At 41.8% G+C, this 19,864-nt stretch carries 25 protein-coding genes; 9 read left to right on the forward strand and 16 right to left on the reverse strand.

Translation table 11 applies throughout. The annotated features are described in order from the left end of the window. Positions 1 to 12: 12 nt before the first annotated feature. From C4B60_RS12610 to C4B60_RS12620, 3 genes are all read right to left on the reverse strand, one after another. The gene (locus tag C4B60_RS12610; RefSeq protein WP_104058361.1) at positions 13 to 738 is read right to left on the reverse strand and encodes an RraA family protein; all 726 of its coding nucleotides are present in this window, start codon (positions 736 to 738) and stop codon (positions 13 to 15) included. 158 nt (positions 739 to 896) lie between these two features. Beyond that, entirely contained in the window at positions 897 to 1,904 is a 1,008-nt protein-coding gene (locus C4B60_RS12615; protein ID WP_104058362.1) for a LacI family DNA-binding transcriptional regulator, read from the reverse strand. 209 nt (positions 1,905 to 2,113) lie between these two features. After that, entirely contained in the window at positions 2,114 to 3,022 is a 909-nt protein-coding gene (locus C4B60_RS12620) for an ROK family protein (protein WP_104058363.1), read from the reverse strand. A 277-nt stretch (positions 3,023 to 3,299) separates the two neighbouring features. Here C4B60_RS12620 and C4B60_RS12625 point away from each other — a divergent pair, with 277 nt between their 5' ends. Both C4B60_RS12625 and zupT read left to right on the forward strand, forming a co-directional pair. After that, a complete protein-coding gene (locus C4B60_RS12625; protein ID WP_104058364.1) occupies positions 3,300 to 4,229 on the forward strand; it encodes an LCP family glycopolymer transferase in 930 nt (309 codons plus the stop codon). A gap of 245 nt (positions 4,230 to 4,474) precedes the next feature. Then, positions 4,475 to 5,329 (forward strand): zinc transporter ZupT, encoded by an 855-nt coding sequence (gene zupT / locus C4B60_RS12630; protein ID WP_104058365.1) that lies wholly within the window; start codon positions 4,475 to 4,477, stop codon positions 5,327 to 5,329. A gap of 482 nt (positions 5,330 to 5,811) precedes the next feature. Here zupT and C4B60_RS12640 read toward each other — a convergent pair whose 3' ends face one another. The 4 genes from C4B60_RS12640 to C4B60_RS12655 all read right to left on the reverse strand — a co-directional run bounded on the left by C4B60_RS12640 (position 5,812) and on the right by C4B60_RS12655 (position 8,846). Next, positions 5,812 to 7,032 (reverse strand): MFS transporter, encoded by a 1,221-nt coding sequence (locus C4B60_RS12640; RefSeq protein WP_104058366.1) that lies wholly within the window; start codon positions 7,030 to 7,032, stop codon positions 5,812 to 5,814. 238 nt (positions 7,033 to 7,270) lie between these two features. Continuing rightward, positions 7,271 to 7,480 carry a helix-turn-helix domain-containing protein gene (locus tag C4B60_RS12645; RefSeq protein ID WP_104058367.1) on the reverse strand — a complete coding sequence of 70 codons (210 nt, stop codon included), beginning with the start codon at positions 7,478 to 7,480 and terminating at the stop codon, positions 7,271 to 7,273. Between the two features lie 9 nt (positions 7,481 to 7,489). After that, positions 7,490 to 7,972, reverse strand: coding sequence for a DUF2975 domain-containing protein (locus C4B60_RS12650; protein WP_104058368.1), 483 nt, complete (start codon positions 7,970 to 7,972; stop codon positions 7,490 to 7,492). Between the two features lie 256 nt (positions 7,973 to 8,228). Continuing rightward, entirely contained in the window at positions 8,229 to 8,846 is a 618-nt protein-coding gene (locus C4B60_RS12655) for a TetR/AcrR family transcriptional regulator (protein ID WP_135122123.1), read from the reverse strand. A gap of 169 nt (positions 8,847 to 9,015) precedes the next feature. Here C4B60_RS12655 and C4B60_RS12660 point away from each other — a divergent pair, with 169 nt between their 5' ends. Together C4B60_RS12660 and C4B60_RS12665 are read left to right on the forward strand one after the other, a co-directional pair. Continuing rightward, positions 9,016 to 9,747, forward strand: a complete 732-nt coding sequence (locus C4B60_RS12660) for an ABC transporter ATP-binding protein (protein ID WP_104058370.1) — start codon at positions 9,016 to 9,018, stop codon at positions 9,745 to 9,747. Then, entirely contained in the window at positions 9,744 to 10,772 is a 1,029-nt protein-coding gene (locus tag C4B60_RS12665) for an ABC transporter permease (RefSeq protein ID WP_104058371.1), read from the forward strand. The genes C4B60_RS12660 and C4B60_RS12665 overlap by 4 nt, the downstream gene beginning before the upstream one ends. 130 nt (positions 10,773 to 10,902) lie before the next feature. Here the strand turns inward: C4B60_RS12665 and modB are convergent, their stop codons facing one another. From modB to C4B60_RS12690, 7 genes are all read right to left on the reverse strand, one after another. Continuing rightward, the gene (gene modB / locus C4B60_RS12670) at positions 10,903 to 11,562 is read right to left on the reverse strand and encodes a molybdate ABC transporter permease subunit (RefSeq protein ID WP_104058372.1); all 660 of its coding nucleotides are present in this window, start codon (positions 11,560 to 11,562) and stop codon (positions 10,903 to 10,905) included. Beyond that, on the reverse strand, positions 11,562 to 12,341 hold the full coding sequence (gene modA / locus C4B60_RS12675) for a molybdate ABC transporter substrate-binding protein (protein ID WP_104058373.1): 780 nt from the start codon (positions 12,339 to 12,341) through the stop codon (positions 11,562 to 11,564). The genes modB and modA overlap by 1 nt, the downstream gene beginning before the upstream one ends. A 189-nt stretch (positions 12,342 to 12,530) precedes the next feature. Further along, on the reverse strand, positions 12,531 to 13,163 hold the full coding sequence (locus tag C4B60_RS12680; RefSeq protein WP_104058374.1) for a class I SAM-dependent methyltransferase: 633 nt from the start codon (positions 13,161 to 13,163) through the stop codon (positions 12,531 to 12,533). A gap of 46 nt (positions 13,164 to 13,209) precedes the next feature. After that, positions 13,210 to 13,386: a hypothetical protein gene (locus C4B60_RS21475; RefSeq protein ID WP_167578652.1), complete on the reverse strand. Its 177-nt coding sequence runs from the start codon at positions 13,384 to 13,386 to the stop codon at positions 13,210 to 13,212. A 60-nt stretch (positions 13,387 to 13,446) separates the two neighbouring features. After that, on the reverse strand, positions 13,447 to 13,611 hold the full coding sequence (locus C4B60_RS21480) for a hypothetical protein (protein WP_167578653.1): 165 nt from the start codon (positions 13,609 to 13,611) through the stop codon (positions 13,447 to 13,449). A 39-nt stretch (positions 13,612 to 13,650) separates the two neighbouring features. Continuing rightward, entirely contained in the window at positions 13,651 to 14,355 is a 705-nt protein-coding gene (locus C4B60_RS12685; protein ID WP_104058375.1) for a class I SAM-dependent methyltransferase, read from the reverse strand. A gap of 121 nt (positions 14,356 to 14,476) precedes the next feature. Continuing rightward, complete coding sequence (locus C4B60_RS12690; RefSeq protein ID WP_104058376.1) at positions 14,477 to 14,899, reverse strand: RDD family protein; 423 nt, start codon at positions 14,897 to 14,899, stop codon at positions 14,477 to 14,479. Between the two features lie 300 nt (positions 14,900 to 15,199). On the opposite strand from C4B60_RS12690, the gene C4B60_RS12695 reads away from it, so the two are divergent. From C4B60_RS12695 to C4B60_RS12705, 3 genes are read left to right on the forward strand one after another with little or no spacing between them, the layout of a single operon-like run. Then, on the forward strand, positions 15,200 to 15,652 hold the full coding sequence (locus C4B60_RS12695) for a MarR family winged helix-turn-helix transcriptional regulator (protein ID WP_104058377.1): 453 nt from the start codon (positions 15,200 to 15,202) through the stop codon (positions 15,650 to 15,652). A gap of 24 nt (positions 15,653 to 15,676) precedes the next feature. Further along, entirely contained in the window at positions 15,677 to 16,234 is a 558-nt protein-coding gene (paiA, locus tag C4B60_RS12700) for a spermidine/spermine N(1)-acetyltransferase (protein ID WP_104058378.1), read from the forward strand. Next, the gene (locus C4B60_RS12705; protein WP_104058379.1) at positions 16,212 to 16,823 is read left to right on the forward strand and encodes an FMN-binding negative transcriptional regulator; all 612 of its coding nucleotides are present in this window, start codon (positions 16,212 to 16,214) and stop codon (positions 16,821 to 16,823) included. Before paiA ends, C4B60_RS12705 begins: the two co-directional genes overlap by 23 nt. Positions 16,824 to 16,852: 29 nt before the next feature. Here the strand turns inward: C4B60_RS12705 and C4B60_RS12710 are convergent, their stop codons facing one another. Next, positions 16,853 to 17,065: a hypothetical protein gene (locus tag C4B60_RS12710; RefSeq protein ID WP_104058380.1), complete on the reverse strand. Its 213-nt coding sequence runs from the start codon at positions 17,063 to 17,065 to the stop codon at positions 16,853 to 16,855. 363 nt (positions 17,066 to 17,428) lie between these two features. On the opposite strand from C4B60_RS12710, the gene C4B60_RS12715 reads away from it, so the two are divergent. Continuing rightward, positions 17,429 to 17,965, forward strand: coding sequence for a TetR/AcrR family transcriptional regulator (locus C4B60_RS12715; RefSeq protein WP_104058381.1), 537 nt, complete (start codon positions 17,429 to 17,431; stop codon positions 17,963 to 17,965). Positions 17,966 to 18,041: 76 nt separating this feature from the next. Then, positions 18,042 to 19,169: an MFS transporter gene (locus C4B60_RS12720; RefSeq protein WP_104058382.1), complete on the forward strand. Its 1,128-nt coding sequence runs from the start codon at positions 18,042 to 18,044 to the stop codon at positions 19,167 to 19,169. A 133-nt stretch (positions 19,170 to 19,302) separates the two neighbouring features. On the opposite strand, the gene C4B60_RS12725 is transcribed toward C4B60_RS12720, so the two are convergent. Next, positions 19,303 to 19,758: a GNAT family N-acetyltransferase gene (locus C4B60_RS12725; RefSeq protein WP_104058383.1), complete on the reverse strand. Its 456-nt coding sequence runs from the start codon at positions 19,756 to 19,758 to the stop codon at positions 19,303 to 19,305. Between the last annotated feature and the right edge of the window lie 106 nt (positions 19,759 to 19,864).

Genomic DNA, 19,864 nt, shown 5'->3' on the forward strand with positions numbered 1-19,864 from the left:
TAATAAAACTACTTATAAAACAGAGTCATCAAGCTTCCATCCAAGAGTCTCATAATGTTTTTTGCGTCCTGCTTTATCCCCGGTCAGCTCCTGATGTGCATATTTAGCTACTTCCTTAGCAATCTTTCTCGGCACGACGATAACACCGTCACCATCTGCTACGACCACATCTCCTGGATACACAGCCACTCCGCCAATTGATACCGGAATGTCTTTTTCGTAGTAGCGGATTCTTGTCTGATCCATTCCCTGCGAAACAAATTTAGACCAAACCGGAATGCCCTGCATGATTACTTCATCAGTATCGCGAATCCCTCCGCCATTTGTTAAATAGCCGACACATCCTCTTCCTTTAAAGTCTAGCGTATTGTTAGAGCCTAAAAGACCAACGTCCAGCCCTGCTACATCCAATACCATGAAATCCCCTTCTTGAATTTCCTTGCCCCATGGATCATTACACACTTCTCTGTAATACCATTTCACCCATTGAGTGTATTCATCTCCTGTTACACGCGGGGCCGGTCCCTCAAATGGCAAATATCTTGCAGTATGAGCGATTCCAATTACCGGGGCGCCGCGGAATAACGGTTTTATACTATGGTGAACCGTACCGTATTGGTGATAGCCTACCCAGTCCATTCCGTCTCTAACGTCCGTAACACGCAAGCCTTTATAAAGCTCTAAGATCTCTGCTCTGTCATCCTGCTTTTCTACTTGATTTTCCTGATTAATATTCATGTTTTATTCTCTCCTTTAAATTGTGTTTTTTGATGAATAGTTTTGTAAAAACTGTATTACGCCGGGGAATTCTTTTCACCTCCTTAAAGTAAGTAATCGCACTTTCAAGCGCTAGAAACAGGATTTTTGTAAGCGCTTTAATTTTTAGCTAAAAAATTTCACTTCTCTCCACAGGATTCTCTGACAATTAATTTAGGCTCCAATACAACTGTGTTAAAGGTTGGCGGCTTTCCTTCAATGCTATTGATTAAATTCACCGCTGCCACCCTGCCCATTTCGTAGCCAGGCTGCCAAATAGTCGTGAGTGGCGGATTGATATGCTTAGCCCAAACCGTTTCATCATAACCTACTAAACTAATATCCTCAGGAATTGATTTATCCAGCTTGCGAATAGCTTCCATAATTTCAAGAGTAAGCATATTGTTTGTTGAAAAAATCGAATCAATTTCCGGATTTTGCTGAAGGTACTCGATAATTCTTTCTTTTTTATTTTTTTCAGCCGGCTCCAGAGCTAAAATTAAGAAATCCTTCTCCGTATAACCATGATCGAGTAGCGCTTTCTTATATCCCTCCACCCTTTCCTTCCAGGTGCTTACATGTTCATTACGAAAGAGAATGACTGAGACTTTTCTTCGATTGTTTTTTAGCAATTGCTTTACCGCAGCGTAAGACCCTTTAATATTGTCTACGACTACATTTTGCGCCACCACAGGCTCTACCCGGCGGTTGATGAAAACAATTGGAAATTTTGCATCGACCAGTTTTTGATAAACATGATGATTTTGAGCAGTTGGATTGATAATCATTCCATCCACCTGACGCATTTGAAATTCCTGTATATACTGTTTTTCAAGACTCGATTCCTCATTAGAGTTGGAGATCATCAGATTGTAGCCCATCTCTCTGCAAGTGTCCTCCACTCCTTCTAATACATTAATCCAGAAAGGGTTTTTAAAATTGGATAAAACAATTCCTAATACATTTGTTTTCATTGATTTTAAGCTTTTAGCCAGAGCATTGGGTCTGTAATCAAGCTCTTCAATAGCCTTTAAAATTCTTTGTTTTGTTTCTTCAGTGGTGTGATCAAAATTTCCGTTTAAAATCCGGGAAACTGTAGTTTTGGATACACCTGCTTTAATAGCTACATCTGCAATTGTTATTTTCATATCCATCTCCATATCTAAGAAAAATGTAAGATTTTTCTTGGGTATCGGTTTTGGAAACCGTTACCCTAAACATATAGTACCTCCACTTTTTCCAAATTGCAACAAGTTTTATTTAAATTTTCGGAATAATTTCATTATTTTCATTTTTATTAGAGTTGCCTCAACAAAAAAATCCGTTCCTACCCAACTCACAGGCAGGAACGGATTTTCTATATAGTTACATTTAATTTTAAACTCGCGTAGGTGGCGGCGCCAATGACTCCAGCCTCTACTCCATAAGCAGCGTACGTAAAGTCAAAGGTCCCTTTTAAACTGTCATAAACCCGTTCGTTTGTTTTTGCTTTAAGTATTGGCAATAAATATTCATGGTGGGTCATCACGCCGCCGCCCATAACAAACACATCAGGATTTACCGTATGTACAACATTTGCGAGGCCGATTGCCAGATAGGTCATGGTTTGATCAATCAATTTTATAGCTTCTTTTTCACCAGCAATGGCCCGCTCAATTGCCTCTTGAGCACCGCCTGCCCATCCATACTTTTCAATGCTGATGCGGGTTAACGCTGTGCCGCTTGCATAGGCTTCTAATGCACCTGGATTTAAATTAGAATGAACAGCTCCATCAGGAACTATAATCATATTGCCAATTTCTCCTGCACAGCCTCCAGCTCCCTGAATCAGCTTCCCTTCATGGACATAGCCGCTTCCCACACCGGTGCTTACAGTAGTAAACCACACACTTTCATACCCTTTTCCCGCTCCACTTCTCGCTTCAGAAAGAGCTGCTGCATTGGCGTCATTTAGTAAGAACACAGGTACATTCACACGATCCCTTACAAGATCCACAATGGCAACATTCCCCCAGCTTTGTAAATTGGGAGGATCTAAAAGGACTCCACTTCTATGATCGAGCGGCCCCGGTGCACAAATCCCGATCCGGTTATAAACGTACTTTTCCTTCGCCCGATCCAACAAACCAAAAATCACCGTTAATGTATGCTCATAGCCTAGCCCCACTTCCGAAAAAGCTTCCTCCCAATAAAGCAGCCGATACTCCTCATCAATAATTCCCACTCTCACCCGGGTACCCCCAAGATCTATTCCGGCAGTATACATACTTCTCCCCTTCTTCCAATAAGAATAAATAAAACGCAAATATCATGAGGCATAATAAACTCTATATACAGTAATATACCATGCTGGGAGGGGTCGTAGTGCCTGGCACCACTCGATTTTTGTCGAGTGATTTTGGTGATGCTTCGGGAGGTGACATCGGGGGGTGACAGGCACTTGTCGAATCCATTTGTCGATAAAAAATTCCATTCTGATTTCCACCATTTGTTTATAGGATAAGTGATAAGAAGTAAAGGTGAAGGAAAAGTGAGGAAATGGTATGAATGGAATAAGGGATAAGTTTAGAAGCGGCTGGGTGAGATGGAGTTTGTTGATCTTGGTTTTTCTTTTAATAACAGGTGCGGGCTGTTTTTCTGTGCTTTATCACTCTCTTCACACCGCTTCAAAGGGAATGCTTTCTCCGCTTGATCGTGATAAGTCAGCTAAACGTTCAGAGGAAGTGCGTATTGAAGAAAAGGATCCCTTCTCTGTACTGGTTTTAGGTGTGGATGAACGGGAGGGAGATGCAGGCAGGTCGGATACAATGATGGTCGTGATCGTAAATCCTGCCGATGAGAAAACGAATATCCTCAGCATTCCCAGAGATACTTACACTGAGATTGCAGGCTATGGTACAAAGGATAAAATTAATCATGCCTACGCTTATGGCGGTGTGGAAATGGCGATGAGTACGGTAGAAAATATGCTTGATATCCCGATTGATTATTATGTAAAAGTTAATATGGAGGGCTTTGAGGATATAATTGATCTCCTCGGTGGCGTAACAGTAGATAATACTTTTGAATTTACAGCAGGAGGCTTTCAATTTCCAAAAGGGAAAATCATCATGAACGGAAAACAAGCATTATCCTATTCACGCATGCGTGCAGCGGATCCCAATGGAGATTTCGGCAGGCAGGAACGTCAGCGTAACGTCATTCAGTCCATCATTAAGGAAGGCACTACCTTATCAGCATTTTTTAACAGCGGAAACATCCTGCAAACGCTTGGGGAAAACGTAAAAACCAACCTCACCTTCGACCAGCTCATCGGCATCCAAAACGACTACAAAAGCGCCACTCAAACCATCCAGCAGCTCTCCCTCGAAGAAGGAACCAACCAATCCATAAAAGGCGTCTACTACTACGTCATCCCTGAAGAAGAAATCGCAGCAGCAAGTAAAATTCTTCGGGGTGAATTAGGATTTTGACGAGTGCCTGTCAAGTGCCTGTCACTCCCCGATTTCTGTCGAATCCATTGTCGTGGTGCCTGGCACCCCACGACTAAGTACCTGTCACTTGGAATTCATTCATTCGACAAGTGACAGGCACTTGTCGATTCCATGACGAAAGTTAGCCATAGCAACTTTTATTTATATTTATCAAAAAAGTTGCCTTAGGCAAAGATTTATCATATAGTATGATAAGAATCATTTTAATTAAAGGAGAATGCGGTATGGATGGTACGGTTTTATATGCATTTTTGTTAACGCTGTTTGCCGGTCTTGCCACTGGAGTCGGCAGTATGTTTGCCTTTTTTGCGAAGCGTACGAATACGGCATTTTTATCAATTGCAATGGGCTTTTCAGCAGGTGTAATGATTTACGTTTCATTTGTAGAGATCTTTCCAAAAGCGCTTCATGAGCTTGCCGGAGCACACGGTGACCAGCCGGGAATGATCTACACGGTTTTGGCGTTTTTCGCAGGGATGCTTTTGATCGGTCTGATCGATAAGCTGATTCCCACAGTCGGAAATCCTCACGAAGCAAAATTCGTTGAGTCCGGACAGGACCCGGAGGATGGGCAAACCATTGCGTCAAAAGCAGCCAATCACACAACTCTTTCTAAAAGTGCAGCTCTCCGCCTGAGAAAAACAGGCGTATTTATGGCACTTGCTATAGCAATTCACAACTTTCCAGAAGGGCTCGCAACATTCATTTCAGCGCTCAATGACCCTGCAGTCGGCCTTGCCATTGCAATCGCGATCGCACTTCATAATATTCCAGAGGGGATTGCGGTTTCAGTCCCAATTTATTATGCAACGGGCTCAAAGAGAAAAGCCTTTAAACTAAGCTTTCTTTCAGGACTTGCTGAACCGGCTGGTGCCTTGATCGGTTTTTTAATCCTGATGCCTTTTCTTTCTGACACTCTTTTCGGCCTCGTTTTTGCAGCTGTAGGCGGTATTATGGTGTTCATTTCACTGGATGGACTCCTTCCTGCAGCGCGTGAATATGGCAAAGCCCACCACGCGATGTACGGAATGGTCGCCGGAATGGCTGTCATGGCCACCAGCCTGATTTTGCTTATGTAAAATTTCACCCCCTCAAGAAAGTATCGGTACGCAATATACCGGTACTTTTTTAGGTTAATACCTGCCTCTGTAGCCTATTTAAATGCTCTACCCGCTCCCAAAGTTCTCCCCCGGACACCTTTAACAACTTCTTCTTATAACTTGAACGGTTCTAGTATGAGATCGTAAGTATCAATTTTCAACTTAACTCGTTCACCCTGAAACGCTTCAACTCCGCTGGCGCCGGGGTAAAAGCCCGATGTGGTTTTTGTATGCAGCAAATTGGACGATATTCTTTTTTAACGAAAACGTTGGCAAGCTTAGCTCATTTTTTCAATCGCTCCGGGAATCTCTTCTAAAATAACTGCACGCAGCGATTGAAGTGAATTATCCTGAACCTCCTTTGGAAATTGAGAAATATAGTCATCAATCTGGCCCATCCTTCATTTCCCCTTTTTAATTAGTATACTTGTTTTTCTCGAAGAAAAGGGAGCTCTTTCCCCTTACGCCACCGTCTCCTCCGGTACAACTTTTCCTTCAAAGCGTGCAGCCCGTGAAGCGAACAGAACGATAATCAAACTGGCGAAAACTAGAAGACCAAGGATCATGAAGCACATCATAATGGCGCCTCCGGAAACCATTCCAGTAAAGACTCCGAGCAAAAGGATTCGAACGAACAATCCAATTGAACGGATTAGCCCATCAATTCTGCCGATCATCTCATTTGGCACCTTCTCCATCATGAGGGCATTTCTGGCAACGCGTGCTCCGCTATTACCAATAGCCAGAAAGAACATCAGCATGAGAAAAACCGGAACATTCGCCACTAACACGATGAAAATAGCTGCCGTATACAGCGACATCGTGAATAGTATTGTCTTCCCTTCTCCCCATTTTGCTGCTGCAATTGGTGCAAGGATCCCCGCTGCCACAGCGCCAATGGCGTATATCATTTCTTTAAAACCGTAGACGCTTCCCGAGGTTTGCAGAACATCCACCAGATAAACGGGAAACAAGTAATTTGTAAGCATTACCCCGATAAACGGCATCGTCGAAAATAAAAACAGCAGAAAAATTGCCCGGTTGTGTTTTATAAAGCTCATTGGTTTGGCTGATTTTAACTTAACTCCACTGACTTCTGTCTTCTTTTTCAAATAAGGAATTCGTATGTATAACCAAATCGCAATACCATAGGCTGCTGCATTAACGAGCAAAATAGTCTGAAGCTCTACAACCATCAAAAGAATACTCGCTGCTCCTCCTGCAATCACACTTGATAACTGTCCCTGAATTTCAATCGTGCCATTTAAGGACTTATACTGATCCTTTGAAAATAACTCCTGATTTAGTGCAAACATCGTAGGATAGAAAATCGTGTAGTACAAGCTTCCTGTCACGAACAGCACCATATAATGCCACGTTTCAAATGTCATCCCGGCCATCCCGTAAATTGAAAAACCAAGCACAACGAGTAAGCTCACTTTTTTACTTGTAAGAAGCAGCTGTTTTCGCGAAACCCTGTCAATTAACTGCCCTACAAGCGGTGCCAGCAGAAAATTAATAACCGTCATCCCCATGGTCACATAGCCAAAAATAATACTTCCATTCTCCCCCGATACCAAAAGCCATGGGATCGCGATCATCGTAATTCCTGCCCCAACCGAAGAAGCAATATTTCCTAATAAAATTAACCGAAACCGGCCATCCTGCAACAAACTCCTCATCCTTCAATCCCCTTTACCATCTATTTCCTCCACTATAAAACAAAACACACCCGAAGCCTTCCTGCATTTGGCAGAAAAAGAACTACGACAAAAGGATGAAAACGAGTCGACAAAAATCGAGGAGTGCCTGTCACCACCCGGAAAAAATCCGGGTGGTGACAGGCACTCCTCTACTTCTTAATTCTGGGTACAAGGGCAAAAAGATTCGGGTGGTGCCAGGCACCACTCGAATTACTGATCATTCCTCATCTTTATATTCCAAAATATCCCCCGGCTGACAGTCCAGGGCTTTGCAGATGGCTTCTAATGTGGAGAAGCGAACGGCTTTTGCTTTTCCATTTTTTAATATGGAAAGGTTTGCCATGGTGATTCCGACCTTTTCCGAGAGCTCAGTGACACTCATTTTCCTTTTCGCCAGCATTACGTCGATATTGATTATAATGGTCATAGTTTCACCTCAAACTACTAAATCATTTTCAGATTTGATCTCGATTGCTTCCTGTAAAAGCCTTTGCAGGACAGCGGCAAAAACAGCAATGACCAAGGAAGCAAAAACAATGATCATTCCAATGACAATAATCCCCGGCGCATCTTCTTCCTGGGCTATTAGATAAAATAACGGAAGCCCTGCTGCAAAGAAGGTGCTGATCATGAGGGCACAGATTTTAATTCTCTTCAAAGCATTTACCGATAAATTTGAGAACGCATGACTATGGTCAATATAGATTAACAGCTTAAAAGCCTGATACAGAGCAAAGTAAAAAGGAATAGCAGCTCCATAAAACAGAAGAAAAACAAGATAGTTTAGATAATTAATGCCGGAATTTAATTCTAAAGAGTAACTTGCGATTTCGGGAACTAAAAATATACATAGAGCCAAAATCGGGAGACCAATAAGAAATACAGCAATCTTTAAAAAAAGCGTCGTTCCCATTTTCATAAAAAGCACCTCACTTAATTAGTAGTATTAATGTGATAATACCTAATTATTTATCGATTATCAATAAAATTATATTGTTTAGAGATATTTTATTATTCCTTTATGAAATTTATTCAAAATAAAAAAGCACTTCGAGACGAAATGCTTTACTAATCGGGTGGTGACAGGCACCACTCAAAAAAATTGAGAACGAGTCGACAAAAATCGAGTAGTGCCTGAGGAGTGCCTGGCACCACCCGAATGCGCACCCTAAATTCTATTTTTTTAATCCTGCTGCATAGAAGGGGCCGTTTACAGTCATGGTGAGGATGATTCTGGCTATTTCCTGGGGGGATTCTTCTCTGTTATTGTTCAGCCACTCGTGAATAACACCGAGATGGGCTGATGAGATATAGGAAATGAGGTATTCTGCCGGTACCAGGAGATTTTCCTCCTTAAAAATAGAAGCATTTTCACTGGCAAAGAGAGCTTTTCGCATAAAAATTTTTAATTTAGATTGAAAGGATAAATCACCTTTTGGGCTCAGTAAAGCTTTCATTAGTCCTCTGTTTTTATTAATAAATTCAAAGAACGGTACAAGAATGGCGAAGGGGATTGTGTTTGGAGCTTTGGTTTCCAATTCTGATATGACCTTAGGAATATTTTTAATGATCTTGTCTTCCAGTTCAGCAACCACTTCTTCCTCGCATTTCGCCATTAGATCATATTTATCCTGATAATGGCTGTAAAAGGTGCCGCGGTTAATCCGTGCCCTGGTAGTTAAATCTTTAATAGTGACGGCTTCAAACCCTTTTTCTTCCACTAACTCGATAAATGCATTCTTGATCGATTCTCTCGTGCGAATGACGCGCAAATCCATGTTCATATCCTCCACTTCATTAACTTCACTCATTTTTTTCAACACTTTCGTAAATAGTGTAGTTTAACCGACACATCGTTAATTTTTGATTATTGTTCAGTTGTTACCTGGATTCTATACTTATAGCATACAGTAAAACGACACCATGTTTGTTATTTATTAAAACCAGAAAGGAGAAATTTCAATGAATATCCACGTTTCGAATGTCAGTAAAAGCTTTGATCACCATCTGGTTATTAAAGACATCACATTTTCGATTTCATCCGGAGAAATATGCTGCTTGCTTGGTCCTTCCGGTTCCGGGAAAACGACATTGATCCGTCTGATGATTGGGGCCATTCCCGCTGATGCAGGAGCTATCCATTTTAATGAAAGTCAAAACCCTAAAATGAGTCTGCTAAAAGAAATAGGATTTATGCCTCAAAATGATGCTTTATATGATGATTTATCTGCTGAAGGCAATTTAAAATTTTTTGGTGGCCTTTTTCAAATGACAAAATCCAGTTTAGAAGTGCGCATCAAGGAAGCACTTGAGATCGTCGAGTTAACAGAGCATCGAAAAAAGCTGGTTAAAAATTTTTCCGGCGGGATGAAAAAACGCCTTTCACTTGCCGCTGCTATTTTACATTCTCCAAAAATTTTATTTCTTGATGAACCGACAGTTGGAATCGATCCCGTGCTTCGTCGAAAGATTTGGGATCAATTTCAGGTATTGAAACAGTCGGGTACAACGATTATCGTTTCCACCCACGTGATGGATGAGGTAACTGAGTGTGATAAAGCAGCACTAATTTACGATGGTTCTTTGATTGAGTTTGATACAGTAGCAAATTTGCTCAAGAAAACGCAAAACGGTCGAGTAGAGGAGCTTTTTTTCACCGCTTCTAAAATTTCGAAGGGCGGTGCTGTTCAATGATCCATTTAGCTAAACGCGTTATTCGGCAAACGCTCAATGACAAACGAAGTATCATGATGATCCTGGTCGCCCCGCTCCTTATTTTGACGTTAATTTATTTCCTATTAGGTGATTCTGATTATGTGCCGACTGTTGGGGTCAATCAGGGTGCCATACCTGAATCCCTTACGACTGCTTTAGAGGAACAGGATTTGGTGATTGCAGACCTTACTGACAACGAAGTGCAGCAGGCAGAAAAATACCTGAATGACCATCAGGGAATTGACGCAATTATGGAATCTTCTCAGGATTCAGGGATGACCATTACCATGTATGAACCTTCTTCAAAAGGAGCAAAGGCTGTTAATGAGATTCAAAAAGCAGTGGCTTCTCTCAATCCTTCCGCACAATTTACAATGAAGTATGTCTACGGGACACAGGAACAATCAACCTTTGATTCCCTCGGTTATGTATTTCTTGCCTTATTTTCTTTCTTTTTAGTATTTATCATTTCAGGGATGGCGTTAGTCAGAGAACGCAGCGGAGGTACATTGGAAAGATTATTGATGACTCCCAGTAAAAGGGGCGAGGTAATTCTTGGATATACAGCAGGGTACGGTGTGTTTGCAATCCTTCAGGCCCTTCTTATTGTTCTTTACTCCATTTTTGTCCTGCAATTAAGTTCAGCAGGAAATATTGGCTGGATTCTGCTCACAATGGTGTTGTTAGCTGTTACAGCCGTTTCATTCGGAGCGACAATATCCATTTTTTCCACGTCAGAGCTGCAGGTGGTTCAAATGATTCCATTCACCATCATTCCCCAGGTGTTTTTTTCGGGGCTGATTCCTTTAGACCTCATCCCTTATCACCTCGGAAACCTTTCCTATATCATGCCCATTTATTACGGAGCAGCAGCCATCAAGGGCGTTATGGTTTATGGGAATGGCTTCATGGAAATTTGGGGATATCTTGCCGGATTAATTACCTTTGCAATTTTATTATTCTTGATAAACACTCGTGCTTTAAAAAAATTCAGGCAAATGTAGTGATAAGTGCTCGACAAGTGCCTTTCGACAAGTGCCTTCGACAAGTGCCTGGCACCACCCGAAAAAAATTGGGTGAATTGACAAGTGCCTGTCACCACCCGAAAAAAACCGGGTGGTGACAGGCACTCCTCTATTTCCTCATCTGCTGCACAAACGCAAGCAAAACAAACGAGAACAATATAATTGACCCAACCCAATAGTAGGCTAACAAATAGTTGCCTGTTTCCACTGCCAGGTAAATACTGACGGGAACGGTTTGGGTTACGCCGAAGATGCTTCCGGCAAACATTAGGGTAGCACCAAATTCACCTAATGCCCGAGCTAGCCCGAGCATGAAACCTGATGTGACTTGACGCCAAGATAAGGGAAGAGTCACGAACCTGAAAACTTCTATTTCAGAGGCCCCCATTTGTCTTGCCGCCGCTTCGAGCTCACTATCCACTTCTTCAAATCCATTAATCAGCATTTGGTAAACGAGCGGAAACGCGACAACAGTCGCTGCAATAACGGCCGCTATGTAAGTAAAAACAATTGGCTGTCCAAATAACCACTCAAAGCCGCTTCCTACCACACTATTTCGTCCGAGCAGGACCAGGAGTCCGAAACCAACGACAGTCGGCGGCAGTACCAACGGCAGCATAAGCACCGTTTCAAGAGCTGTTTTCCCTCGAAATGTTCTTTTTTTCAACAGCCACGCTGCTGCTATGGCAAGTAAAAATGCCAGTGTACTTGCCAACAGAACTACCCGCACCGACACCCAAACCGGCGTCCAAAATTCAGGCCCAAGCATCACTGAACCCTGCCGTATCCATAAGATTCAAGCACTTCAAGCGCTTCTTCTGATTGCAGCCATTCATAAAGATCTCTCGCAGAATCATTATCCTCTGCCCCATTTAAAAGACCAATTGCATATAAAATCGGTTCATGGGACCCTTCAGGAGCATTGGCAATAACCTTTACTTTGTCTGATGTTAAAGCATCAGTATGATAAACAATTCCCGCATCGACATTTCCAGTTTCCACATAAGTCAATACACCTCGTACATCAGACGCATAGATCAAATCGTCCTTGAGCTCATCCCACATCCCAAGCTCCGTGAGTACTTGCTCAGCATATTTTCCAGCTGGAACGGAATCAGGCCTTCCAACAGATAATCGTTCAATGTTCCCATCAGCCAACGAATCCCAGCTCGTCAAAGTTTCTGCGGTATCCGGTGTTGCAATCAGAGCAAGCTGATTCATCACAAGATCCTGCCTTTCTGCAACATCACCCGCCTCTTCCAGCTTATCCATATCGGATTTCGCTGCAGACAAAAAGAGATCAGCAGGCGCCCCCTGACTAATTTGCTGGCGGAGCTGCCCCGATGAACCGTAATTCATTAAAAGCTTCACATTTCCATGCTCTTCTACATACATTTCCTTTAACTCATTCATCACATCCGTCAAACTAGCAGCAGCCATAATCGTCAGCTGCTCTTCTTCCTCAGCAGACGAACTGCACGCACTCAAAACCGTTAACGCAAACATGCTCATCATAACGAAAAAACCTACCCTCTTATGTAACAGCATCCTGAACTTCCCTCCGCCCTGCCAAAAAACTATCTTCACCCTAAAAGAATAGCATTTTTTCGTGTTTGAGTGGTGCAACTAAATCGACAAGTGCCTGTCACCTGTCGATGAAGAGCCGACAGGTGACAGGCACTACGATTGTTTTCTACGACGAATTTTGACAAAAACCGGGTGGTGCCAGGCACCTGTCTACTTCGAAATCACTAATACCCCTCCGCAATGAGAAATGGGATAAAATCTGCAGCTGCAGGCAACCGGCAAGGCTGCATTGAGTTCCTCATGAACGAAATAGAATTCATCGTGATCCCAGTAGTCAGCACTTTCTTTTTTGCAGTGTTCTAACTTTTCCCGGGTTTCAAAAGCGATATCACCAATAAATAACTTTCCCTCGTTAGTAAGTAAAGGCAGTAGGCTGGAAATAAACGTGATTTTATCTTCATCTGTGAGGTGGTGAAGCGCATAGGTGCTTATAACCGAATCGTACTTTTGGTTTGAAATTTCTTGAGGCAATCCATTTTGTATATCCCACTCAATTAGATTTGCCTTTGGCATTTTAGCCTGTGCAATGCCGACCATCTTGCTCGAAAAATCAATTCCATCTATTACATGGCCATTTACGTAAAGTTTAGTCGTTAAAACACCGGTACCAAATCCAATATCGAGAACCCGTGAACCCTCTTTTTGCATCACTTCATTAAAAATCGTATTTACTATTTCCTTGTAACCAGCAAAAGGATAACGGTCATTTTCCTCGCTAACCGTTACCGTACGATCATAATCCTCTGCCCATAAATCAAATCCTTGTTTGTTTAACACTGACATTCCTCCATAATAGGGATATTTTTGTTAGGGATTTTAAGCTCAAAAACTATTTCTGATTCTTTTTCTCTAAATAAAACACTTGCCAATACCCAACCAAGGTAACAGATACAAGGATCGCTAACATCACTTCAGTTCTAAAGTTAAAAATCTGATTGAAAATTAAAAGCAATAAAAATACGAAAATAGGAATCCCAATAACCTTTAGAGTAACGCGGCCGTTCATGTAATCCCCCCTCGTTGGAAAACACTGTTTCGACAAGTGACAGGCACTTGTCGAAGGCACTTAATGTCTTGGAGAAAGGGCTTGTATTTCGTTCTTAAATTGTTCTGCAGCACTTAAAATCCCAGGCAAATAAACTAAAGGTGTTACCGTTGAACTTTCATTCTGTGATTCAAGGTAATGAAGGGAAACATCATTATTTTTAGAAAAACGGTCGATTATCTTCATTGAAGTTCCTCCTTAAGCTATCCGAAATTTTAACCAAGTCTATTTCTTTTTAAATAACCCAGCCCAAAGCCCCGACACCCCAAACACCGGGGCATCTTCGTCTGCATTTTTCATTCTTCGTATGTCAATGACCTCAAAGTCCGAGAAAATGGTTTTTAATTTTTCTTCAGTAAATCCAAGGCCTCCATTTAAACTTCGCTGACGGTAGACCTCCCAATCGGTGATGTCTGAACCTCCCCACTTTCCGCCTTCCACAAAACAGGTCAGGGCAAAATAGCCTCCTGGTTTTAATGCTTTTTGGACCATTTCGATATAGTTCATTCTTCGGTGCGGTGCGATGTGGTGAAAGCAGCCAGAGTCGTAGACAATATCATATGTATTCTCTTCAAATTGAAAACGAAATAGATTGCTATGAATAAAATTCACTCTTACCCCTCGTTCATCTGCTCTTTCCTTTGCCCAACGGAGCGATTCTTCTGACAAATCGATCGCATCTACCTCGCAGCCATTCTCTGCAAAATAAATCGCATTCCTCCCAGGCCCGCTCCCCATCTCTAATACCTTCCCGGGTTTCAACATACCGCCGTTAAAATAACCTGCCAAACTCTCATCCGGCTTATTTACAAAAAACGGCACGCCCTTTGAACGATCAGAATAAAAACTATCCCAAAAGCCCTCCGGCTCACGCAACAAAGAATCCAGCATATCCAACAAATCCTCGTGATTAAGAATCGTCTCCTTCATCCCAATCCCCCCTTTCATTTAGTACTTTTGAGTGGTACCTTTCGAGTGGTGCCTGTCACTTGTCGAATCCTGGGCGACAAAATCCTGGGCGTGACAGGCACTTGTCGAATAACACGCCACACTAATTCACATGCACAACCCTTGTACCGGCAATCAAATCATGGATTCCGCGTTTGTCTTCTCTAAATATAACCAAAAAAACACTTACGATCATCGAGACACCAAATGTGATGTAGGAAAGTAAAAATAGACTCACAATTTCTCTTAGAACCATATTAAATAACGTCAGTTTCTCTCCGTCCATCCGTTTAATCTTAATTCCCATTATTTTTTTACCTATCACATAGCCGGACCACATAAGCGGTATAGCGACTAGGTACACATAATAAAGAAGATTCCATGACCAAAATTCTTCACTATAATAAGGAATGTGGTCTGTTATGAAATAAACCAGGATAGATAATGGCAAGAAAACAATCAAATTATCTAAGATACTTGCAAAAAACCGAACCCAAAACCCCGCTGGATTAATTTCATTCTTCATTCTATCTCCTCCTACCCGAAACTTAGGGAATTTTGCAACATAGAAAACACCTTGTAAAATATCGTACTATACATTGAGAGGGAATAAAATCTTAATTTTGAATTTATTTACACCTGGTTGAGTAGACCTTCGGGGGGTGTGTCTACGGGGGGTGCCTTTCGGGAGGTGCCTGGCACTTGTCGAAAACGGGTGGTGACAGGCACTTGTAATTATTTATTGCATTTACAACAAAACTAAAGTATTATATAAATAACTATTTTATTGCATTTACAACAAAATTTTAAGTCAAAGGAGTTTGCTATGAAGGAGATTTTACGGGAGATTGGGATGATTGCACGTGCGCTTGATTCGATTAGTAATGTTGAGTTTAAGGAGATTGAGCTTACAAAGGGGCAGTATTTGTATCTTGTGCGAATTGGGGAAAATCCGGGGATTATTCAGGAGAAATTAGCTGAAATGATTAAGGTGGACCGCACCACTGCAGCGCGGGCAATTAAGCAGCTTGAGATGAAGGGTTTTATTGAAAGGAAAGATGATGACCGAAACAAAAAGATTAAAAAGCTGTATCTAACCGAAAAAGGTGAAGAGCTTTTTCCGATTATCAAAAGGGAAAATGAACATTCAAATCAAGTTGCACTGGCTGGTCTGTCAGAACACGACGCAGAAGCTCTTTTTGACCTCCTTCAAAAGGTAAGAAAAAATGTAGAGGTTGACTGGGAATTTGTGAAAAAAGGCAATAAAAGAACATATTAATCAGTAAAAGGAGCGAATGGTGAAATGGCAGTAAAAATCAAGCAGTGTACCCTCAAGGATTCTTCCCTGCTTCAGAAATTGAGTTATGAAACCTTTAACGAGACATTTAAAGCTCAAAATAAACCTGAAAATATGAATGCTTATTTAGAACAGGCTTTTAATTTACAGCAGGTTGAGAAGGAATTAACCTATACTTCTTCACAATTTTACTTTATCTATTTTAAAAATGAAGCTGCCGGATATTTGAAAATTAATGTTGATGATGCATTGTCTGAAAATGAAGGAGATCCTGAGTCACTTGAAATTGAGAGGATTTATATTAAAAATAAATTTCAAAAGCTCGGACTCGGTAAGCATTTGCTCAACAAAGCCTTTGAAATTGCAAACGCTCAAAATAAGACAAAGATCTGGTTAGGAGTATGGGAAAACAATGCGGGAGCGATTGCCTTTTATGAGAAAATGGGCTTTATCCGCACCGGCGCTCATCCATTTTACATGGGTGATGAAGAACAAATTGATTTTATTATGACTAAATCACTGACAAGTAAGGGGGAAAATGATGTATATTCCAAAACATTTTAAGGTAACCGATATGAATGAAATCAAGAGTTTTATTCAAGAAAACTCCTTTGGCACAATCGTTACAACGGAAAACGGCAAACCAATTGCTACTCATTTGCCTTTAATTTTTTCTCAAAAAGGTGACGAGGATTATATAACCGGACACATGGCCTATGGAAATCCTCAGTGGAAAACCTTTAAGGACGCTGAAAATGTGCTGGTAATATTTCAAGGACCTCATGCCTACATCTCGTCCTCCTGGTATGAGCAAGAGAATGTCCCGACCTGGAACTACCAGGCCGTTCATCTATACGGAAAAGCGAGCATTCTGGAAAAAGAAGAGCTCGTTGAAGAAATGACTTTAATGCTTGAAACATACGAAAACCATCGCGAAAATCCAGTTTTATGGGATAAACTCTCCCCTCCCCTCCTGGAAAAACAAATAAAAGGAATCGTTGGTTTCAAAATAAAAATACAGGAAGTCCAAGCTGCCTACAAACTAAGTCAAAACCGAAACGACCACGATCACACAAACATCATCAATCAATTACAAAACGAACCCACCCCAAACTCTGCGCAGCTGGCAGAGGTCATGAAAAAGAAGTATTAAAAAATCGGGCGGTGCCAGGCACCACCCGATTACTCCATTTCACAATCAAAATAAGTCATCTTAAATCCTGATTTTTCGATAGTGGGCAATCCACCCTGGTCAAAGCAATTATTAGCTGCTTCCGTTACCTCTGTGTAACTAAAATAAGCCTGGGAGGCAAGGAGAAACGCTCCAATCATCACTGTGAAAACACCCACAAGAACCATCCATTTTTTAACTGATAATTCTTTACTCCACTTCATTTAACCCCTCATTTCTTTCTCTGTTCGACACCATTTTACAAATATCGAGTGGGGCCTGTCACCACTCGAATTATCTCCCCATATTGTAACACGTAAAATATGGAAAAAATCATAGAATTAAATTAAGGAGTGTACTTTAACATTAAATCTAAATATTTTTTAAAACCAAAGGCTATATTAGGTGCATTTGCGGGGACATGCACTTGTCGAATCCATTTGACAAAGTTCGGGTGGTGACAGGCACCTCGCACTTCGGCACTCCGCACTGACACCCCGCACTTCACCACACCTCTCTTCCCTTGCACCTCAACCACCACTATGTTATTTTTAGAGTGATCATTCTATCTAATGGAGGGCTGTATGATGAGCAGGAAGCGTCAGGATTTAATGGAGCGGGCTGAGGTTTTGTTTTATGAGAATGGGTTCCATGGTGTGGGGCTTAAGCGTGTAGTGAGTGAGGCCGGAGTGGCTTTGATGACGCTGTATAATCATTTTGAATCGAAAGAGGATCTGATTATGGCGGTGTTAACTGGTCGCGAGGAACGGTATTTTAGTCTTTTAAATAAAGCTGTTGAAGCTGAAAATAGTGACAATCAGGCTGACATTGCTATGTTGCTAGCCAAATCTCATATAAATTGGCTGCGTACTGAAGGGAAAAATGGCTGTATGTTTTTACGCGCAAAGGAAGAGTATACATTTGAAAATGAAGATATCGTCAATCAGGTGATTGCACATAAAGAAACCCTCATCTCATTTTTTCAAAAGCATAATATCACAAAAAACCAAGCTGTTCAGCTGACCATGCTGTTAGAGGGCGCAACCGCTTTAGCAGAGGTTGGGGATTTGGAGAACGTTGAAAACAACCTTTATTCACTAGTAAAAATGGTATTTGAAAAGTAAGCTGGCTATTCTAAGCTTACTTATTTTTTCACCAATCAATATAATGATCGTTCTATCTATAAAAGGAGGTTAGGTTATGTGGAAATACGTATTTCCGGGAATTGCTATGATTGGTGTAGTTTTTGCCTTTGCCCGGTTTAGCTTTGGTCTGTTTTTGCCAAACATCTCTCAATCTATTGATCTCACAGAAAGCAATGCCGGTTTTGTTGGATCACTGGCCTTTGCCTCTTATTCACTCGCTTTGTTAAGTTCTGCTTATCTAATTCAAAAATACGGACAATTACGTATTATTAAATTTGCTGGTTGGAGTGCAGTTATTGGGTTAGCGGGCATCGCGTTTTCACAAAACTTTTCTAGCTTAGCACTCAGCTCATTTGTTGCCGGACTAGGAAGTGGATGGGCATCTCCGGCATACGCACAAATCGTCGGAAGCACTTTTAAGAAAAAAGACAAGGATAGCGGAAACACATGGATCAATAGCGGAACGAGCTTTGGGCTTATTATTTCAGGTCCCATCGCGCTCTTTTTCACCGATCACTGGAGGCTCGCGTTTATCCTTTTTGCAGCAATTGCCTTTGTGGTGACGCTTTGGAATTCGAAAATATTCTCTGCCACAAACGCTTCTGATTCAAACGGGAGTAAGATAAATTGGAGGGTCACCGTGAATAAGGCAAAATTCCTGCTTTGTGCTTCATTGATAACAGGGATAAGCTCGTCAATCTTTTGGACATTTTCAAGAAGCTACTTAACAGCTGTTCATGAGATGACAAATGGTGAAAGTGTAATGTTCTGGGTCCTAATGGGTGCATCAGGAATTTTAGGAGGAATTGCTGGCGGGTTCATTAACAAATTTGGCCTAAGCCTGGCTTATCGGCTGACACTTGTATTTATGCAGATTGCCATTTGGATTATAACCCTCCCTGGCGTTCTGACTATATACTCTTCGGGAATTCTTTTTGGAATTTCGTACATTTTCATGACTGGTATCTTCATCGTTTGGGCAACAAGAATCTTTTCCGACTCCCCTTCACTTGGGGTCAGTCTGTCTTTTTTGTTTCTTGGCATTGGCCAATCCATCGGATCAACCATTGCCGGCACCACAATCGCTGCATTTTCCTATCCCTTCAGCTTCACACTCTTCTCCTTAATTGGGCTAATAGGGTTGCTTGTCCCTGTAGAAAGGTTAGTGGAGGATGGGAGTTGACATGAATCGACAGGTGCCTGTCACCGCGCCCGACAAAATCGACATGTGCCTGGCACCACCCGAAATGTAACTCCTTAAAGTCGTAAAAACATGCCACAAAAAAGTCACCACCCAAATGGATGGTGACAGCTTTTTATCGATGCCCGTCCCGGCGTGCCTTCCTGAAACCATAGTAGACACAGGTGCCGTTTTGGGAAAGATCTTTTACTTCGAAGCCGCAGCGCTCATAAAATGGGAAATTTTTGGCTGAGGTGTGGGCGAACCAGTCTGCATGTGGCAGCTTTTGGACACATAGCTCCACAAGTTTTTTACCTATGCCTTTTCCCTGATACTCAGATAAAACCACTAAATCAACGATGTTCGCATACATGATTTTGTCCGAAATAACCCTGACCATTCCGATCATTTTTTCTTCATCCCACACGGTAAACGCCCAGGTGGAATTTTGAAGTATTAGTGAAAACTTCTCCTTCTGCCAGTCAGGAGTCTTCCCTGCCCAGCCTGCATCCTCAAAAAGAGCTTCAACATAAGAACCAGGCACGCCTTCTGTTCCTTCTCTAATAATCAGGTTATGAAAGTAGTGGTACAAGGTAATCCCCCCTTTTTATTTCTCCCCCTATTCATCGTTTGACAAATTTCGGGGAGTGACAGGCACCCCTCGAAAAAGGCACTCCCCGAACTCATCCCAAAACCCT

It is taken from the genome of Jeotgalibacillus proteolyticus, from assembly GCF_002926065.1.
Taxonomy (GTDB): Bacteria; Bacillota; Bacilli; order Bacillales; family Jeotgalibacillaceae; genus Jeotgalibacillus; species Jeotgalibacillus proteolyticus.

Excerpts from the sequence above, each read along its gene's own strand:
- C4B60_RS12610 (WP_104058361.1), bottom strand. The coding sequence starts at position 738 with ATGAATATTAATCAGGAAAATCAAGTAGAAAAGCAGGATGACAGAGCA.
- C4B60_RS12615 (WP_104058362.1), bottom strand. The coding sequence starts at position 1,904 with ATGAAAATAACAATTGCAGATGTAGCTATTAAAGCAGGTGTATCCAAA.
- C4B60_RS12620 (WP_104058363.1), bottom strand. The coding sequence starts at position 3,022 with ATGTATACTGCCGGAATAGATCTTGGGGGTACCCGGGTGAGAGTGGGA.
- C4B60_RS12625 (WP_104058364.1), top strand. The coding sequence starts at position 3,300 with ATGAATGGAATAAGGGATAAGTTTAGAAGCGGCTGGGTGAGATGGAGT.
- zupT (WP_104058365.1), top strand. The coding sequence starts at position 4,475 with ATGGATGGTACGGTTTTATATGCATTTTTGTTAACGCTGTTTGCCGGT.
- C4B60_RS12640 (WP_104058366.1), bottom strand. The coding sequence starts at position 7,032 with ATGAGGAGTTTGTTGCAGGATGGCCGGTTTCGGTTAATTTTATTAGGA.
- C4B60_RS12645 (WP_104058367.1), bottom strand. The coding sequence starts at position 7,480 with ATGACCATTATAATCAATATCGACGTAATGCTGGCGAAAAGGAAAATG.
- C4B60_RS12650 (WP_104058368.1), bottom strand. The coding sequence starts at position 7,972 with ATGAAAATGGGAACGACGCTTTTTTTAAAGATTGCTGTATTTCTTATT.
- C4B60_RS12660 (WP_104058370.1), top strand. The coding sequence starts at position 9,016 with ATGAATATCCACGTTTCGAATGTCAGTAAAAGCTTTGATCACCATCTG.
- C4B60_RS12665 (WP_104058371.1), top strand. The coding sequence starts at position 9,744 with ATGATCCATTTAGCTAAACGCGTTATTCGGCAAACGCTCAATGACAAA.
- modB (WP_104058372.1), bottom strand. The coding sequence starts at position 11,562 with ATGCTTGGGCCTGAATTTTGGACGCCGGTTTGGGTGTCGGTGCGGGTA.
- modA (WP_104058373.1), bottom strand. The coding sequence starts at position 12,341 with ATGCTGTTACATAAGAGGGTAGGTTTTTTCGTTATGATGAGCATGTTT.
- C4B60_RS12680 (WP_104058374.1), bottom strand. The coding sequence starts at position 13,163 with ATGTCAGTGTTAAACAAACAAGGATTTGATTTATGGGCAGAGGATTAT.
- C4B60_RS21475 (WP_167578652.1), bottom strand. The coding sequence starts at position 13,386 with ATGAACGGCCGCGTTACTCTAAAGGTTATTGGGATTCCTATTTTCGTA.
- C4B60_RS21480 (WP_167578653.1), bottom strand. The coding sequence starts at position 13,611 with ATGAAGATAATCGACCGTTTTTCTAAAAATAATGATGTTTCCCTTCAT.
- C4B60_RS12685 (WP_104058375.1), bottom strand. The coding sequence starts at position 14,355 with ATGAAGGAGACGATTCTTAATCACGAGGATTTGTTGGATATGCTGGAT.
- C4B60_RS12690 (WP_104058376.1), bottom strand. The coding sequence starts at position 14,899 with ATGAAGAATGAAATTAATCCAGCGGGGTTTTGGGTTCGGTTTTTTGCA.
- C4B60_RS12695 (WP_104058377.1), top strand. The coding sequence starts at position 15,200 with ATGAAGGAGATTTTACGGGAGATTGGGATGATTGCACGTGCGCTTGAT.
- paiA (WP_104058378.1), top strand. The coding sequence starts at position 15,677 with ATGGCAGTAAAAATCAAGCAGTGTACCCTCAAGGATTCTTCCCTGCTT.
- C4B60_RS12705 (WP_104058379.1), top strand. The coding sequence starts at position 16,212 with ATGTATATTCCAAAACATTTTAAGGTAACCGATATGAATGAAATCAAG.
- C4B60_RS12710 (WP_104058380.1), bottom strand. The coding sequence starts at position 17,065 with ATGAAGTGGAGTAAAGAATTATCAGTTAAAAAATGGATGGTTCTTGTG.
- C4B60_RS12715 (WP_104058381.1), top strand. The coding sequence starts at position 17,429 with ATGAGCAGGAAGCGTCAGGATTTAATGGAGCGGGCTGAGGTTTTGTTT.
- C4B60_RS12720 (WP_104058382.1), top strand. The coding sequence starts at position 18,042 with ATGTGGAAATACGTATTTCCGGGAATTGCTATGATTGGTGTAGTTTTT.